This is a genomic window from Denitromonas ohlonensis (genome assembly GCF_007625205.1).
GTDB lineage: Bacteria > Pseudomonadota > Gammaproteobacteria > Burkholderiales > Rhodocyclaceae > Nitrogeniibacter > Nitrogeniibacter ohlonensis.
The window spans coordinates 36,461-51,689 of sequence record NZ_VMNI01000002.1 but is presented as its reverse complement, the minus strand read 5'-3'; the positions used below and the strand labels follow the sequence as shown (position 1 = coordinate 51,689).

Sequence of the window (15,229 nt, the reverse complement as noted above, 5' to 3'; positions counted from 1 at the left end):
CCGCTGGCTTCCCCTTCTGTTTTTCCGTTGGCTTCCGGCGACGCTATCATGGGCGTGTGCTTGCCGGACGGCCGAAATGACATTTCCCCGATTTCTCGATTTGCCAGATACCGTTGCTCCGGACTACCAGGGGGGCAGCCTGCTGAACCTGATGGCTTCCTTACGGCGGCGTTTTGGCGACCGCCGGGTCGATACGCCGGGTTTGCGCGATCCCGAGGCCATGCCGCTGAGCGCCGCGCGCGTTGTGGTCTTGCTGGTGATCGATGGTCTCGGTGCGCACGATCTGGCCACGCGCGGCGCGGGCAGTTTTCTCGCGCAACATCAAGCCCGCACGCTGACCAGCGTTTTCCCGCCCACCACTGCCAGCGCAATCACCACCACCTTGACCGGTATATCGCCAGCCGAACATGGGCTCACCGGGTGGTATATCCGCGACGACCGGTTTGGTGGCGTGCTCGCGCCCTTGCCGATGGTGCGTCGAGATCGGGCGCCAATGACCGGTTGGTGGCGCATGCCGCGCCTGTTTCCCTACCACAGCCTGTTTCAGCGCCTGGATACGCGGAGCGTGATGGTCGGACCAGAATCGATTCTGGGCTCACCCTTCAATCTGCGTCACTCGCGCGGCGTGGCGCGGCGATACGCGTATCAGGATTTGCCTGAGCTGGAGTCGCAGCTTGTTCAGTCGGTGCGCGATCTAGGCAGTCTCGACGGCTTTGTCTACGCCTATCACGCCGACTACGATGCCCTGGCGCACCAGTTCGGGATTGCCTCGCTTGAGTGCGATGCGCACTTTGAAGCGCTGGATGCCATGGTCGCGCGGGTGAGTGCCCAACTTGCCGGCAGCGGGGCGCTACTGCTGGTGACCGCAGATCATGGATTCATCGACTCTCCGCCCGAGCGACAATGCGATATCGCCGCGGAAGGCCAACTGCAATCCTATCTGGACGGTCCGCTGTGGGGTGAGCGACGGGTCGCCTACTGTCGCGTGAAAAATGCGCATCGAGCGCAGTTCGAGCTTGAGGCGATTAGCCAGTTGGGCGATCGTTTTCATGTCGTGCCAGGCCCGCGCCTGATCGATTCCGGTGTGTTCGGCCCGACGGCAAAGCCCTCGCGGCGACTGGCGGAACGAGTCGGCGATTTTGCCCTGATCGGCCGCGACAACTGGACACTCTACGACTGGTTACCGAATGAACGGCGTTTCCCGATGCTCGGCGTACACGCCGGGATCTCGGCTGCCGAAATGCTGATTCCGCTGGTGGCGATTCCCTGCTGAAAACGCGTTAGTGAAGGTCTTCTTTGGGGACGGGAATCGGCAGCACGCCGATGCCTTCATCAAGGAGTTCAGCCACCTCTTCAATGGATGCCTGTCCGCGAATACTTCGATCCGGCGCGTCGCCTTGATGAATGCGGCGCACTTCCGCCGGGAAGGCCTTGCCGACGTCCTCGGCTTTTTGTGCGAGCTGGCGCAAACCGGCAACGGCGCGTGCCGCAGTGTCGTCGATGCGCGCTGGCGTGTCGCCGCCCTTGGGCGACGGGGCGCCGGTTTGCACGTAAGGCGCGCTGGGGAGGCGGCGGATGTCGGCGCTGGCGCAGACCGGGCAGTTGATCTGGCCCTCCGCACGTTGCGCCTCAAAAGCATCCGATGAGCCAAACCAGCCTTCAAAGCCATGGCCGTTACTGCAGCGTAGATTGAGGACGATCACGAGTTATTCTCTGGCTGGTGTGGTGGCGCGAACCGGGCGATGAAGGTCATCTTGTGGGGTGTTGTCGGCGTCCTGCCTTTGGATCGCCGGCGCCAAGGTCTCTGAGTCTTTCTCTACACTCAGAAGTCACGCCCTGAACGACAGCGTCGGGTGCGGTGGATGCACGGTCGGTTTGAGTGTGCCGTCCAGTATCTCACCTGGGCGATTGCAGGGCGTCACACGGCCTGCGCGTGGGCAATACATTTTGTCAGTTGCGACTTGGGCGCACGCTGAATCCGGCTGAGCAGGTCGACCGAAACGGTGTTGACCTTGTGCTGCTCACGCAACTCGTGCGCCAGGCGCTGCAAAAGGCTGGCGGCCATTTCCGCATCGGCCAAGGCGCGGTGATACCGTCCTGCCACCGGCAGATTCGCATACTCGATCAAGGCGCTGAGTTTGTGACTTGGCGCCTGAGGGAAGATCCGCCGTGACAGCAGCAGCGAGCAGACGAATTCCTGCCGTCGGGTCCGATCGATGCGAGCCATCTCCGCATCCCAGAATTTGCTGTCGAACGAAGCGTTGTGAGCGACCAAGGGGTAATCACCCACGAAGTCGGCCACCTCCTGCATGACCAAGGATGCCGGCGGCGCGCTGCGAAGCATCTCGTTAGTAATGCCGGTCAGCGATTCGATGAAGGCGGGTACCCAGGCGCCCGTGTTCATCAGGCTCTGGTAGCGCCCAATAATTTCGCCGTCTTTGAGAATGACCGCCGCAATCTCGGTGGCGCGATCGCCCTGGCCGGGCGACAGCCCTGTTGTTTCAAAGTCGATGACCGCCACTGTTTCCATGATCGTGCCTCCCTCGCCTAGCTGGACAGGGCGGTGGCCCGACAGATGTCGCAAACATCCCAAGGGGCGCAATCGCAGATACGGGGAGATTCAACATAGCGGCTGCCGATCTGAACGCCGCTCGATGTGCTTTGGGCTTTTGACGGGGCGCGCTTTGGCGCGGGGGCGGCGCTGGTGGATGCATCATGGGGCGTAGGTGACCACCTCGAGAAGGACGTGACGTCGTCCTTGCCTTCGACGTACCAGATCTTGCGTGCGGCATCCCAGCGTGCGCCAAGCTTTTTTGCCTCATCCTTTTCTGCGAAGGGGACTCTCAAATTCAATCTCATCGTGCTTCCAGGTCAAGGCGTCGAGGCAGGCATTATATGTTGCGTCAGCGTTCTGACTCATGCCCCAGCGCCGTACGCTGGTAAATCGATGTGTGCCGGGTATCCCCCCAGTGCATTCTGGCTGGTGTCCTTGCCGCATCGGCGCCGTGGCATGACAGACGGCCCGTTTTTCATCGCGTTTTGATCAGTCGGTTCACATTGTGTATATTTAAACCGCTCGATCTAAACAGCAAATGATCATTGATCAATCGAAAGAGGGGCAGCATGACTGAGCCGGTCCAAAGTCTTCACATCGATATCGTCTCCGACGTGATGTGCCCGTGGTGTCTCATTGGTTACCGACAGCTGCAGCAGGCGCTGGTGGCGACGGGAACCGCAGGCGAAATACGCTGGCATCCGTTCGAGCTGAACCCCGATATGCCGGCCGAAGGCCAGAACCTGCGGGAGCATGTGGCAGAAAAATACGGTACGACACCAGAGGCGTCGGCAGACAGTCGCGTCAGGATGACCGACATCGGCGCCGAGCTCGGGTTCGCGTTCCGTTTTTCGGACGACATGCGCATGCACAATACCTTCAACGTGCACCAACTCCTTCATTGGGCCGATCAGCACGGTCGTATGCATGCACTGAAGCTGGCGTTCTTTGATGCACATTTTACGGATCGCCGAAACCTGTCCGACAAGGCCGTGCTGGCCGATGTGGCCGGCGAGACCGGGCTTGAGCGCGCCGAGGCACTTGCCGTACTGGCGGATCAGCGCTTTGCTACCGACGTGCGCGACGCTGAGAGCCGCTGGTTGAAGCAAGGGGTTCACAGTGTGCCGGCGATGATATTCAAGCATCGCTATCTGGTGAGTGGTGCGCAAGGAGTGGAAAACTACACGCGCATTCTGGAACAATTGGCCCAGATGCAGGACTGAGCACGCGCTCAACATGAATGAGGAATTGAGAACCATGTCTGACTCGAAGCCGTATGTCCCCCCAAAAGTCTGGACCTGGGATGCCGAGAACGGCGGTGAATGGGCAAAGATCAACCGACCCATCGCCGGCCCCACGCATGAAGCCACCTTGCCGCGCGGGAAGCATCCTTTACAGTTGTATTCAATGGGCACGCCCAATGGTCAGAAGGTCACCATCTTGCTCGAAGAGTTGTTGGCGGTCGGTGAGCGCGGCGCAGAATACGACGCCCATCTGATCCGGATCAGTCAGGGTGATCAGTTTTCGACGGGCTTTGTTGAGGTGAATCCGAATTCAAAAATTCCCGCGTTGTTTGATACGGAAGCGGGGCGTCGGGTTTTTGAAAGTGGTGCAATCCTGCTTTATCTGGCCGAAAAGTTCGGGCGATTCCTTCCCAAAGACCCGTCAGCGCGTACCGAGGTGCTCAATTGGCTTTTCTGGCTGCAGGGCTCAGCCCCCTATCTGGGCGGCGGCTTTGGTCATTTTTACGCATATGCGCCCGAAAAGTTCGAATACCCGATCAATCGTTTCACCATGGAGGTGAAGCGTCAGATGGACGTGCTTGACCGCGAACTGGCCGAGCACCGGTATCTGGGGGGAGACGAATACACCATCGCCGATATGGCGACGTGGCCCTGGTATGGCAACCTGGTGCTGGGGCAATCCTACGGTGCGGGTGAGTTTTTGCAGGTCGACAGCTACACGCACCTGCGTCGCTGGGCAGACGATATTCTGGCGCGTGCCGCGGTCCAGCGCGGTCGCAAGGTCAATCGGACCTGGGGTGAGCCGTCCGACCAGTTGCATGAGCGTCATGACGCGTCGGATTTCGAACTGAGAACCGAAGACAAGCTGGCACGAGAAAGCGCTGCTTGAGCGGCAAGTCTCGGTCGTGGTGAAAAATCGGTGTTAAAAAAGCAGGCGGGTATCTCTGTGGGAGATACCCGCCTGTTTTTACTGGTGCCCGGAGCGGGAATCGAACCCGCACAGCCAAAGGCCGAGGGATTTTAAGTCCCTTGTGTCTACCGATTTCACCATCCGGGCATTTGTGACGCGATCAGTGCTCCTTCTCGGGGAGCACGATGTTGACCTCGAGCACTTCGTAGTTGTCCTGACGCTCAAGGTTGACCTTGATATCGTCCGGGTTGACGTTGACGTACTTCGAAATCACCGCGATCAGGTCACGCTGGAGATCCGGTAGAAAGTCGGGCGAGCCGTCCCGCGGGCCGTGCTCGCGGGCAATGATCAGTTGCAGGCGTTCTTTGGCCAGATTTGCCGTCTTGGGTTTGCTGCCAAACAGCATGCTGAGCAGGGACATTTCACTTCCCTCCGAACAGGCGCTTCATCAGGCCCGGCTTTTCGTAGGTGGTGTAACGCATGGGGCGCTCTTCGCCCAGGAAGCGGGCGACCACGTCCAGATAGGCCTCGGACACGTCGGTGCCCTTGAGGTGCACGGCCGGTGAACCCTGGTTGGAGGCGTGGAGCACGGCTTCGGATTCGGGGATGACGCCAATCAATTCAACACGCAGCAGCTCCTGCACGTCCTTGTAGGACAGCATCTCGCCATCTTCGACGCGCTTGGCCGAATAGCGGGTGATCAGCAGGTGCTCCTTGACGGCATCCATGCCGTCCTTGGCGCGCTGCGACTTGGATTGCAGAATGCCGAGGATGCGGTCGGAGTCGCGCACCGAGGACACTTCGGGGTTGGTGACGATGATCGCCTCGTCGGCGAAGGTCAGCGCCATCACGGCGCCGCGCTCGATGCCGGCGGGGGAGTCGCAGACCACGTAGTCAAAGCCCATGTGCTCGAGATCCTTGAGCACGGTCTTGACGCCTTCTTCGGTCAGCGCGTCCTTGTCGCGGGTCTGCGAGGCGGGCAGGATGAACAGGTTTTCGCAGTGCTTGTCCTTGATCAGCGCCTGGCTCAGCTTGGCTTCGCCATTGACGACGTTGATCAGGTCATACACCACGCGGCGTTCGCAGCCCATGATCAGGTCGAGGTTGCGCAGGCCGACGTCAAAGTCGATGACCGCGGTTTTGAATCCGCGCAGGGCCAGGCCCGAGGCGAACGCTGCGCTGGTGGTCGTCTTGCCGACGCCGCCCTTGCCGGACGTTACTACGATGGTTCGAGTCACAATACTTCCTTCCTGTGAGTGCCGTGCTTAGACAGTCTGCAGCGGCGCAATCGTCAAAATCGGGTTGTCGCCTTCGCCCTTGAGCCAGGCCTGGGCGGTTTTGCCGGCCACGGACTCGGGGATGCCTTTTTCGAAGGTGCGATAGACCCCGGCGATGGAGACCAGTTCGGGGCCAAAATTGGTGCTGAACACGCGGGCGCGGGTGTTGCCCTGCGCGCCGGCCAGCGCGCGACCGCGCAGCGGGCCGTAGCAGTGGATGCTGCCGTCGGCGATGACTTCGGCGCCGTGGCTGACACCACACAGCAGCACGAGATCGCCGCCGCGGGCATAGGCCTGCTGGCCGGAGCGCAGCGGGCGGTCGATGATGAGTGTGCTTGCCGCGGCGGCGGCGACAGGCGCTGCCGCTGCGGGGGCTTCGACCACCGGTGCCGGTGCGGGTGCCGGCGCAGGAGCGGCAGATGCCGGCGCCTCGGGCGCGCTGACGCTGGCGTTGTCGGCATCGAGCACGGCCAGGCCAATCTTGCGTGCGCCTTCAATGAAGGCCTCGGGCAGATTGCTCACAGCCACCGGTTGCAGGCGGTAGCGACGCAGCAGGCTGGCGATCCCCGGCCAGTCGATGCGTTCGGGCGCGTTGGCCAGCTCGGCAAAGTCGAGAATGGTCGCTTCGCGGTTGAAGAAGTCGGGCATGCCGCCGAGCAGGGTGTGCATGGCATCGGCCAGGCGCATCGGGTCGGTATCGCGCAGGCGCGCGGTCATGACGCCCAGTGTTGCGCCCCGGAATTCTATGGGTTTGTTTGATGCGGAAGCTGGGTTCATTCGGGGCCGATGAGCTGTCAAATCCTGCGAGTTTACTGGCCGTAGAGGCTGGGGGCAAGATTCCGGTGGAATCTGTGCGCTGGGCGGTTCAGTGTTGAGTCGGTGGTGCGTCGGGCGCGGCGAACAGTTCGTGGATGGCGTCGGCGTCAAAGCGGTAGGTGTGGTTGGACATGTCGTCGTGAATCTCGACCACGCCTTGGGTTTCGATCACCGATTCGAGCTCTTCGCGGCCGAGTCCGCGCAGCATGGTCTTGACCTTTTCGGGGTCGGCGGGCCAGCGATGGAGCACCGGGCGTGGGGTGAACACGCGTACCGTTTCTTCGTGGAATAGCCGGGCCAGGACGTCTTCTGGCGGCAAGCCGCGCAGCTCGTCGGGCTTGACGGTGGCGGCCAGACTGGTGACACGCGCCCAGCCGTCGGGGTCGCGCAGGTCGGCGTCGGGCAGCTTTTGCAGAAACAGGCCAGCGGCGGTGTCGCCGTTGGCGACCAGCCACAGTGCGGCGGGTTGCTGTTCGGACTGCGCCAGATAGTGTTCGAAGACGGCGGCGACGGTATCGCCTTCGACGGGCACGAGGCTTTGATAGGGCTGGTCGAGGCCGGCGATGTCGAGGGTCAGCTGCAGGTGGCCATCGCCGATCAGGCCGCTCAGTTCGCTGCTGCTGACCGTTTCGTCGGTTTTTGCGTAGCCGCGCAGATTGAGCGTTTCGGTGCAGTCGACCACCATCAGCGAGAGCGGGCCGTGGCCTTGCATCTGGAAGGTGAGGCGGCCGGGTTGCTTGAGGTTGGCCGACATGATCGCAGTGACCGCGGTCAGCTCGCCGAGCACGGTGCGCACGGCCGGGGTGTAGCCGCGCTGGGCGGTTATGGCGCGCCAGGCGTCGTTGATCTGGACGATGCTGCCGCGGATGTCGAGATCGTCAAACAAGAACGGTTGGACGAGGCTGTCTTCGCGCAGCATCAGCGGGGCTCCGTGAGTTCGGTGGCGTAGGTGTCGGCGTTGAAACCCACCAGCAGGCGACCGTCGCCGGTGTCGAGCACGGGGCGTTTGATCAGGCTGGTGTGGGCGGCCATCAGCGCGATGGCGTCGGCATCGGTGTCGATCTGGCGGGCCTCGTCGGGCAGCTTGCGCCAGGTGGTGCCGCGGGTGTTGACCAGCGGTGTGCGACTCACGCGGGCGACCCAGTCGGCCAGCGTGGCTTCGTCGATGCCATCGCGTTTGGTGTCGTGGAAGGTGTAGGCGATGTGGTGGCTGTCGAGCCACGTAAAGGCCTTCTTCATGGTGTCGCAGCTGCGGATGCCGTAGATGTGGATCATGTTCGTGTCGTGTGTGTTGGCTGGCATTGTCTCAGAAAACCCCAAGCCCTTATTTTTTCAATGCTTTGGCGAGTGCGGCGGCCATGTTGCCGTGGCCGCGGGCGTCGTCTTTGCGTAGCGCGCGATCCGCACGTGGCGCCGCTTTTGGGCGTTCGGCAGGCTTGCGCTCGGGGCGCTTGCGCGGTTCGGCCGGCGTGTCGGACAGGCGCATGGTCAGCGCGATGCGTTTGCGCGGCAGGTCGACTTCAATCACCTTGACCGGCACCACATCGCCGGCTTTGACGACGCTGCGCGGGTCTTTCACGAAGGTGTTGGACAGCGCCGAAATGTGCACCAGACCGTCCTGATGCACGCCGATATCGACAAAGGCGCCGAAGTTGGTGACGTTGGTGATCACGCCCTCCAGCACCATGCCTTCGGTCAGGTCGCTGAGCTTTTCGACGCCATCGCGGAAGCTGGCGGTGCGGAAGGCGGGGCGGGGGTCGCGGCCGGGTTTATCGAGTTCGGCGAGGATGTCGTTCACCGTCGGCTCGCCGAAGCGATCATCGGCATAGCGCTTGGCGTCGAGTGCCTTGAGCGTGGGGCTGTCGCCGATGATGCTGCTCACATCGCGCTGGATGTCGGCGAGGATCTTTTCGACCAGCGGATAGGCTTCCGGGTGCACTGCCGAGGCGTCGAGCGGGTTGCCGCCGCCAATCACGCGCAAGAAGCCGGCGGCCTGTTCGAAGGTTTTGTCGCCCAGACGTGGAACGGCCTTGAGTGCGCGACGGTCCGGGAAGGGGCCGTGGCTGTCACGGTGGGCCACGATGTTGTTGGCCAGCGTGCTGTTGAGGCCGGAGATGCGGCTGAGCAGGGCGGCGGAGGCGGTGTTCACGTCGACGCCGACCGCGTTCACGCAGTCTTCAACGACGGCGTCGAGCATGCGCGCCAGGCGGGTCTGGTTGATGTCGTGTTGGTATTGGCCAACGCCGATGGATTTGGGGTCAATCTTGACCAGTTCGGCCAGCGGGTCTTGCAGGCGGCGGCCGATCGAGGCGGCGCCGCGCAGGCTCACGTCCAGATCGGGAAATTCCGCCGCGGCCAGCGCCGAGGCCGAGTACACCGAGGCGCCGGCTTCGGACACCATCACCTTGGTGAGCTTGAGCTCCGGATGGCGCTTGATCAGCTCGGCGGCGAGGCGGTCGGTCTCGCGCGATGCCGTGCCGTTGCCGATGGCGATCAGGTCGGCGCCGTGCTTTTTGGCCAGGCGGGCCACTTCGGCCAGGGCGCCATCCCAGTCGCGGCGCGGCTCGTGCGGGTAGATGGTGGCGGTGTCGATGAGCTTGCCGGTGCCGTCGACCACGGCCACTTTCACGCCGGTGCGCAGGCCCGGATCGAGTCCGATGGTCACGCGCCGGCCCGCCGGCGCGGCGAGCAGCAGATCCTTGAGGTTGCCGGCGAACACGCGGATGGCTTCCTCTTCGGCGCGCTCGCGCAGGCTGTTCATCAGTTCGAGTTCGAGATGCACGGCGATTTTCACCGACCAGGCCCAGCGTGCGGTTTCCATCAACCAGCGATCGGCCGCGCGGCCGGTGTCGCGGATACCGGCGTGGCGTGCGACCAGTGATTCGCAGGGCCCCATTTCGCCGGCCGGCGGAGCGTCGGGCAGTTCGATGCTGAGGCGCAGCATGCCTTCGTTGCGCCCGCGCAGCAGCGCCAGCAGGCGGTGCGACGGGATGTGGCCGACCGGTTCGGAGAAATCGAACCAGTCGCGGAATTTGGCGCCCTCGGCCTCTTTACCCTCGATCACCGCCGAGACAATGCGGCCGCGCTCATTCAGCAGGCCACGCAGGGCGTCGAGCAGGGCGGCGTTTTCGCTGAACTGCTCGATCAGGATTTGGCGGGCGCCGTCGAGTGCGGCTTTGGTGTCGGCGATGCCGGCCTCGGTGTTGAGGTAGCGCGCGGCCTCGGTCTCTGGCGTCAGCGTGGGGTCGGCGAGCAGGGCCTCGGCCAGCGGGCCTAAGCCGGCTTCGCGGGCAATCTGCGCCTTGGTGCGGCGCTTGGGCTTGTAGGGCAGGTAGAGGTCTTCGAGGCGCTGCTTGGTGTCCGCCTCGGCAATCTGCACACGCAGCGCGTCGGTCATGACGCCTTGCGATTCGATGGACTCGACGATGGCAGCCCGGCGGGACTCGAGCTCGCGCAGGTAGCCGAGGCGGTCTTCTAGCGTGCGCAGCTGGGTGTCGTCTAGGCCGCCGGTGACTTCCTTGCGGTAGCGGGCGATGAAGGGCACGGTGGCGCCTTCGTCGAGCAGGGCAATGGCGGCCACTACCTGACGTTGAGTGGCCTTGAGTTCGTCCGCCAGGCGGTGTTCGATTGAGAGGGGCATGGGCGCTTTGGCGTTTTGAAAAACGGGCTAGTGTGCAGAAGCAGAGGCTCGGCGGCAAGCGCCGGCCGGAGAGTCGGGATACAATTTGACGCTCTTGTTTCTCTTGCGTGACCTGTCGATGATGTTTGTGTTTCGTTCAAGCTTCGTGCTGCTTGCCGCCCTGCTGTTGATGCAGGGCACCGCCTCGGCGGCCAATCCTGCCGCGGCGGTGGTCGATCCGTCGCGCCTGGGCACGGTGCGCATCCCCGAGGGCGATGGCAGCGTGGCGCCAGTGCCGCCGGTGCGGGCCTACGCGATCGATGGCCGCAGCTTTTTCTACGGCGGGCAGCAGTACATTCTCGATACCCCGGTGGTGACCGACGATCGTGGCGAACTGGCACGCCAGCGCTTGCAGGAAATGCTCGATGGCGGCGAACTCAGCGTGCAGCCCTTGGGCGAAAAAATCGAGGATTCAGAGCGTGCGCAGGTGCGTATCAACGGTGAATTGCTGAGCGCACCGCCGGTCAATTAGCACCCACGAGCAGGCTCTGGCGACCCCACCACTGCGCATCCGCGCCTAGCGTGATCGGCGTTTTGACCGCCGCAGCTTCGACGCACAGCATGCGGCGGAAGTCTTTGTCGGGCATGTCGGCCAAGGCGGCGGCGCCAGCCTCCCACGGATTCCAGACCACCACATCGGTGAAATTTTCCTGATCGATCTGCAGCGCCCGGCCGCCATCGTCGAGCACCATCGGGCGGCGAACCTCGTGGTAGATGCGGTCGATGGGGTCATCGATCTGCAGCATCGGCATCGGGTCGGTCTTGCGCGCGCCGCCATCGCATTGGTCAGTGTAGTGCAGGCCTTTCAAGCCATGGAGTTCGGCCAGTTCGACTTCGCCGACGCGCAGATAAGTGTGCAGCGCGGCGGTGAATTCGAGCGCGTCGGCGCCGGTGTTGGTGACTTCCAGCTCCATGTCCAGGCGGTTGCCGCCAATGTTGACCGTCAGCTCCAGCGAAAACAGATAGGGCCATACGCTCAGCGATGCGTCATCGCTGTCGATGCCGAGGGTGAGCATGACTTGCCCGTCGACTTCGCGTTGGTTGATGAGCCGCCAGGGGCGCGTGCGAACCAGGCCGTGGCGGGGCAGCGGGCCGTGCGCGGCAAACTGGGGGAAGCACACCGGCGTGCCGCCACGGATGGCGCTGCGGGCGTCGAACACGGCCTGGTCGCTCAGGTAGAGCCAGGGTCGGCCCCCTGCCGGTTGCCAGTGCAGTACCTGGCCGCCAAAAAGGCTGACCGTGGCTTCTGCGCCCTCGGCCGTGCGGACTTGAATGACCGGCTGGCCGTGAAGTGTTTCAGTGGAAATGGTTGATTTCATCTTTTATCGTGATTGCGCGGCGTGTTCGGGGTGTTGGGGGCAGCTGAGCAAATGATCATTCACCATCCCCGTCGCCTGCGCGAAGGCGTAGCAGATGGTGGAGCCGACAAACTTGAAGCCGTGGCGTTTGAGCTCGCGGCTGAGGGTGTCGGATAGCGTCGTTTTACCCGGCACCTCGGCCATGCTTTGCCGCCGATTGATCTGTGGCTGGCCGTCGACAAATTGCCATAGCCAGCGGTCAAAACTGCCTTCTCGTGCCTGCAGTTCAAGAAAGGCGCGGGCGTTGCCGATGCTTGCGCGGATTTTGCCTGCGTGGCGGATGATGCCGGCGTCGGCGACCAGACGCGCGATGTCATCGTCGGTGTAGGCCGCAATGCGCGTCACGTCGAAATGATCGAAGGCGCGCCGATAGCCCTCGCGCTTTTGCAGCACCGTCCACCACGATAGCCCGGCCTGCGCGCCTTCGAGCGTGAGCATCTCGAACAGCATCTGGTCGTCATGCTGCGGCACGCCCCATTCTTCGTCGTGATAGGCCACGTAAAGTGGTTCGGTGCCGCACCAGGGGCAGCGGTCGGAAGAATGCATGTCGGCCACAATGGCGCCTCCGGTGTTGGAGGCGTCATTGTAGCCTTGTGCGGCGCTCAGTCCTGCAGGGAAAGGACGCCGAGTTTGACCGTGCTGTCGTCCGGATCGCTGGAGAGCACAAAGCCGAGGCTTTGCACGAAGCGCAGCATGCGGTCGTTATTGGCCAGGAAGACGCCGTTCATGTAGACCAGGCCGCGGTTGCGGGCGGTTTCAATCAGCACGCCCATCAGGCGGCGAGCCAGGCCGCGGTGTTGCCAGTCGTCGGCCACCACCACCGCAAATTCACAAGACTCGCCGTCGGGATTGACCGCGTAGCGGCAGACACCGATCTCGGTTTCCTGATCGTCTTCGGTGACGGTGGCGACAAAGGCCATTTCGCGGTCGTAGTCGATCTGCGTGAGGCGCACGACCATGGCCGGCGGCAGCTCGCGCATGGTGTTCATGAAGCGGAAGTACTTGGTTTCGGCCGACAGCTTGCGCACAAAATTGACTTCGAGGTCGGCGTCTTCCGGCTTGATGGCGCGGATGGTGACATCGGTGCCGTCCGGCAGTGTCCAGTGTGTGGTCAGGTGCTGCGGATAGGGGTGGATCGCCATGTGATCGTAGCGATCCGCCGTCGGCGAGACATTGTCGGCCACGATGCGCGCATCGACCGCGACGGCGCCGTTCTCGTCGACGATCAGCGGGTTGATGTCGAGTTCCTTGAGCCACGGCAGTTCGCACACCATCTCGGAGACGCGCAGCAACACCATCTCCAGCGCCTCCATGTTGATCGGCGGCATGTTGCGGAATTCGTCGAGATAGGACGACACGCGGGTCGAGCGGATCAGGTCGCGCGCCAGATAGGAGTTGAGCGGCGGCAGGGCGATGGCGCGGTCTTTTTGCACTTCGACACGGGTGCCGCCTTCACCGAAGGTGATGATCGGGCCGAACACCGGATCGCGGCGCACGCCAACCATCAGCTCGCGGCCGTTGCGCTTGATGACCATCGGTTCGATGGCAATGCCGTTGATGCTGGCATTCGGATGGGTGCGGCGCACGCCTTCGAGGATTTCCTGATAGGCCGTCCGTACGGCTGCGAGGCTGGTGAGGTTGAGGCGCACGCCGCCCACGTCGGACTTGTGGGTGATATCGAGCGAGTCGATCTTCATCACCACCGGCAGGCCGATTTCTTCGGCCAGCACCATGGCTTCGGTGGCCGAGCGGGCGACCACCGTTTGGGCGATGGGGATGCGGAAGGCCGCGAGGATGGCTTTCGATTCCATCTCGTTGAGCACTTTGCGGCGCTCGTTGAGGGCGGTTTCAATGACCAGGCGGGCGCTTTCGATCGACGGCGGGTTGTTTTGCGACAAGGATGCCGGCGTTTGTGCCAGCAGCTTCTGGTTACGGTAGTAGGCCGAGATATGGCTGAACAACTCCACCGCCGGTTCGGGCGTGCGGAAGGTCGGGATGCCTGCGGCTTCGAACAGCTTGCGTGCCTCGCCCACTTGCTCTTCGCCCATGAAACAGGTCACCACGGGTTTGTCAGCGCTGCGTTCTTCTTCGATCAGGGCCTTGGCGACATCGGTCGGCCGGGTCATGGCTTGCGGGGTGAGCATCACCAGCACGCCGTCGACATTCGGGCCTTCGAGGACGGCCTTGATCGCACCGCGGTAACGGTCAACATCGGCGTCGCCGAGGATGTCGATGGGGTTGCCATGCGACCAGGTGGCTGGCAGGCAGGCGTTGAGCTTGGCCATGGTGGCGTCGGACAGCTGCGACAGCGGAATGCCCAGGTCGAGTGCGCGGTCGGCCGCCATGACGCCCGGTCCGCCACCGTTGGTGATGATGGCCAGACGATTGCCGCGGGGGCGGAAGTGCGAGAACAGCGCGTTGGCCGCGGCAAAAAGCTGGCCGAGGCTGTAGAGGCGGATCACGCCGGCGCGGCGGATGGCCGCGTCGAACACGGCGTCGTCGCCCACCTGTGCGCCGGTATGGCTGAGCACGGCCTTGGAGGCCTCAGGGTGGCGGCCGACCTTGATCAGCAGCACCGGCTTGACGCGGGCGGCGCCGCGCAGGGCGCTCATGAAGCGGCGCGCATCGCGCAGACCTTCGACGTACAGGAAAATGCTTTCGGTACGCGGGTCCGAAATCATGAATTCGAGGGCTTCGCCAAAATCGACGTCGCGCGACGAGCCCAGCGATACCACAGCCGAGAAGCCCACATTGTTCGGGCGTGCCCAGTCGAGAATCGCGGTGCACAGCGCGCCGGACTGCGAGATCAGGCCGATTGAGCCAGGCAGGGCGCGGCCGTGGGCAAAGGTGGCGTTGAGGCCGAGGTCGGGCCGCATGATGCCCAGACAGTTCGGGCCGAGCAGCCGGATCTTGTGTCGGCGGGCGGTATCCATCACCGAGCGTTCGAGTGCGGCGCCGCGCGGGCCGGTTTCAGAGAAACCGGCTGAGAGCACGATGGCGGCCTTGACGCCGGCACGGCCGCAACTGTCGATGATGGCGGGCACTTTTTGCGCTGCAGTGGCGATCACCACCAGGTCGAGGCGCTGCGGCACGTCTTCGACGCTCTTGTAGCACTTCACCCCATGCACTTTGTCGTGCTTGGGGTTGATGGCAAAGATCTTGCCCTTGAAGCCGGCGTCGAGCATGTTGCGGATCAGCACGCCGCCGATCGCAGTCTCGCGCTCGCTGGCGCCTATGACACCAACGGATTTGGGCTCGAACAGGGGGGTGAGATAGTGCTTTTCTTTCATCGTCGTAGTCCGTACTCAATGACATTCGATATCAACGCGTTCGCGGACACCGAAGAAACTGTCGGGGAGCGAATACCGAAACATAGTGCAGTGCAACATGG

16 protein-coding genes and 1 tRNA gene are annotated in these 15,229 nt (G+C 63.1%); 4 read left to right on the top strand and 13 right to left on the bottom strand.

Annotation, left to right across the window (positions count from 1 at the left end; translation table 11 throughout):
• Window positions 1-76 precede the first annotated feature (76 nt).
• On the top strand, window positions 77-1,273 hold the full coding sequence (locus tag FHP89_RS00975; protein ID WP_144176602.1) for an alkaline phosphatase family protein: 1,197 nt from the start codon (window positions 77-79) through the stop codon (window positions 1,271-1,273).
• Window positions 1,274-1,280: 7 nt separating this feature from the next.
• Here the strand turns inward: FHP89_RS00975 and FHP89_RS00970 are convergent, their stop codons facing one another.
• From FHP89_RS00970 to FHP89_RS21015, 3 genes are all read right to left on the bottom strand, one after another.
• Window positions 1,281-1,703 carry a DUF1178 family protein gene (locus FHP89_RS00970; RefSeq protein WP_144176601.1) on the bottom strand — a complete coding sequence of 141 codons (423 nt, stop codon included), beginning with the start codon at window positions 1,701-1,703 and terminating at the stop codon, window positions 1,281-1,283.
• A 215-nt stretch (window positions 1,704-1,918) separates the two neighbouring features.
• Window positions 1,919-2,530: a 3'-5' exonuclease gene (locus FHP89_RS00965; protein ID WP_144176600.1), complete on the bottom strand. Its 612-nt coding sequence runs from the start codon at window positions 2,528-2,530 to the stop codon at window positions 1,919-1,921.
• Window positions 2,531-2,547: 17 nt separating this feature from the next.
• Window positions 2,548-2,859 (bottom strand): DUF5710 domain-containing protein, encoded by a 312-nt coding sequence (locus FHP89_RS21015; protein ID WP_144176599.1) that lies wholly within the window; start codon window positions 2,857-2,859, stop codon window positions 2,548-2,550.
• A 264-nt stretch (window positions 2,860-3,123) separates the two neighbouring features.
• Between FHP89_RS21015 and FHP89_RS00955 the strand changes: the two genes are divergently transcribed.
• Both FHP89_RS00955 and yghU read left to right on the top strand, forming a co-directional pair.
• Window positions 3,124-3,777, top strand: coding sequence for a DsbA family oxidoreductase (locus FHP89_RS00955; RefSeq protein ID WP_144176598.1), 654 nt, complete (start codon window positions 3,124-3,126; stop codon window positions 3,775-3,777).
• A gap of 13 nt (window positions 3,778-3,790) precedes the next feature.
• Window positions 3,791-4,687: a glutathione-dependent disulfide-bond oxidoreductase gene (gene yghU / locus FHP89_RS00950; RefSeq protein ID WP_391525197.1), complete on the top strand. Its 897-nt coding sequence runs from the start codon at window positions 3,791-3,793 to the stop codon at window positions 4,685-4,687.
• A gap of 82 nt (window positions 4,688-4,769) precedes the next feature.
• Here yghU and FHP89_RS00945 read toward each other — a convergent pair.
• From FHP89_RS00945 to FHP89_RS00915, 7 genes are all read right to left on the bottom strand, one after another.
• A tRNA-Leu gene (locus tag FHP89_RS00945) sits at window positions 4,770-4,855 on the bottom strand.
• Between the two features lie 13 nt (window positions 4,856-4,868).
• On the bottom strand, window positions 4,869-5,129 hold the full coding sequence (gene minE, locus FHP89_RS00940; RefSeq protein WP_144176597.1) for a cell division topological specificity factor MinE: 261 nt from the start codon (window positions 5,127-5,129) through the stop codon (window positions 4,869-4,871).
• 1 nt (window position 5,130) lies between these two features.
• Window positions 5,131-5,946 carry a septum site-determining protein MinD gene (gene minD, locus FHP89_RS00935; RefSeq protein ID WP_144176596.1) on the bottom strand — a complete coding sequence of 272 codons (816 nt, stop codon included), beginning with the start codon at window positions 5,944-5,946 and terminating at the stop codon, window positions 5,131-5,133.
• A 27-nt stretch (window positions 5,947-5,973) separates the two neighbouring features.
• Window positions 5,974-6,762 (bottom strand): septum site-determining protein MinC, encoded by a 789-nt coding sequence (gene minC / locus FHP89_RS00930; RefSeq protein ID WP_144176595.1) that lies wholly within the window; start codon window positions 6,760-6,762, stop codon window positions 5,974-5,976.
• A gap of 88 nt (window positions 6,763-6,850) precedes the next feature.
• Window positions 6,851-7,720: an Hsp33 family molecular chaperone HslO gene (gene hslO / locus FHP89_RS00925; RefSeq protein WP_144176594.1), complete on the bottom strand. Its 870-nt coding sequence runs from the start codon at window positions 7,718-7,720 to the stop codon at window positions 6,851-6,853.
• Window positions 7,720-8,076, bottom strand: coding sequence for an ArsC family reductase (locus FHP89_RS00920; protein ID WP_144176593.1), 357 nt, complete (start codon window positions 8,074-8,076; stop codon window positions 7,720-7,722). The genes hslO and FHP89_RS00920 overlap by 1 nt, the downstream gene beginning before the upstream one ends.
• A 49-nt stretch (window positions 8,077-8,125) precedes the next feature.
• Window positions 8,126-10,441 carry a Tex family protein gene (locus FHP89_RS00915; protein WP_144176592.1) on the bottom strand — a complete coding sequence of 772 codons (2,316 nt, stop codon included), beginning with the start codon at window positions 10,439-10,441 and terminating at the stop codon, window positions 8,126-8,128.
• A gap of 85 nt (window positions 10,442-10,526) precedes the next feature.
• Here FHP89_RS00915 and FHP89_RS00910 point away from each other — a divergent pair, with 85 nt between their 5' ends.
• Window positions 10,527-10,952: a hypothetical protein gene (locus FHP89_RS00910; protein ID WP_144176591.1), complete on the top strand. Its 426-nt coding sequence runs from the start codon at window positions 10,527-10,529 to the stop codon at window positions 10,950-10,952.
• Here the strand turns inward: FHP89_RS00910 and FHP89_RS00905 are convergent.
• The 3 genes from FHP89_RS00905 to FHP89_RS00895 are packed head-to-tail and all read right to left on the bottom strand — an operon-like array spanning window position 10,945 to window position 15,128.
• Window positions 10,945-11,799: a D-hexose-6-phosphate mutarotase gene (locus FHP89_RS00905; RefSeq protein WP_144176590.1), complete on the bottom strand. Its 855-nt coding sequence runs from the start codon at window positions 11,797-11,799 to the stop codon at window positions 10,945-10,947. The genes FHP89_RS00910 and FHP89_RS00905 overlap by 8 nt on opposite strands.
• A 3-nt stretch (window positions 11,800-11,802) precedes the next feature.
• Complete coding sequence (locus tag FHP89_RS00900; RefSeq protein ID WP_144176589.1) at window positions 11,803-12,384, bottom strand: DNA-3-methyladenine glycosylase I; 582 nt, start codon at window positions 12,382-12,384, stop codon at window positions 11,803-11,805.
• Window positions 12,385-12,440: 56 nt separating this feature from the next.
• Window positions 12,441-15,128 (bottom strand): bifunctional acetate--CoA ligase family protein/GNAT family N-acetyltransferase, encoded by a 2,688-nt coding sequence (locus FHP89_RS00895; RefSeq protein WP_144176588.1) that lies wholly within the window; start codon window positions 15,126-15,128, stop codon window positions 12,441-12,443.
• Window positions 15,129-15,229: the final 101 nt, after the last annotated feature.

Bases quoted from the DNA above. Each gene is read 5' to 3' on its own strand.
- FHP89_RS00975 (WP_144176602.1), top strand. From the start codon at position 77: ATGACATTTCCCCGATTTCTCGATTTGCCAGATACCGTTGCTCCGGAC.
- FHP89_RS00965 (WP_144176600.1), bottom strand. From the start codon at position 2,530: ATGGAAACAGTGGCGGTCATCGACTTTGAAACAACAGGGCTGTCGCCC.
- FHP89_RS21015 (WP_144176599.1), bottom strand. From the start codon at position 2,859: ATGAGATTGAATTTGAGAGTCCCCTTCGCAGAAAAGGATGAGGCAAAA.
- FHP89_RS00955 (WP_144176598.1), top strand. From the start codon at position 3,124: ATGACTGAGCCGGTCCAAAGTCTTCACATCGATATCGTCTCCGACGTG.
- yghU (WP_391525197.1), top strand. From the start codon at position 3,791: ATGAATGAGGAATTGAGAACCATGTCTGACTCGAAGCCGTATGTCCCC.
- minE (WP_144176597.1), bottom strand. From the start codon at position 5,129: ATGTCCCTGCTCAGCATGCTGTTTGGCAGCAAACCCAAGACGGCAAAT.
- minC (WP_144176595.1), bottom strand. From the start codon at position 6,762: ATGAACCCAGCTTCCGCATCAAACAAACCCATAGAATTCCGGGGCGCA.
- hslO (WP_144176594.1), bottom strand. From the start codon at position 7,720: ATGCTGCGCGAAGACAGCCTCGTCCAACCGTTCTTGTTTGACGATCTC.
- FHP89_RS00920 (WP_144176593.1), bottom strand. From the start codon at position 8,076: ATGATCCACATCTACGGCATCCGCAGCTGCGACACCATGAAGAAGGCC.
- FHP89_RS00915 (WP_144176592.1), bottom strand. From the start codon at position 10,441: ATGCCCCTCTCAATCGAACACCGCCTGGCGGACGAACTCAAGGCCACT.
- FHP89_RS00905 (WP_144176590.1), bottom strand. From the start codon at position 11,799: ATGAAATCAACCATTTCCACTGAAACACTTCACGGCCAGCCGGTCATT.
- FHP89_RS00900 (WP_144176589.1), bottom strand. From the start codon at position 12,384: ATGCATTCTTCCGACCGCTGCCCCTGGTGCGGCACCGAACCACTTTAC.
- FHP89_RS00895 (WP_144176588.1), bottom strand. From the start codon at position 15,128: ATGAAAGAAAAGCACTATCTCACCCCCCTGTTCGAGCCCAAATCCGTT.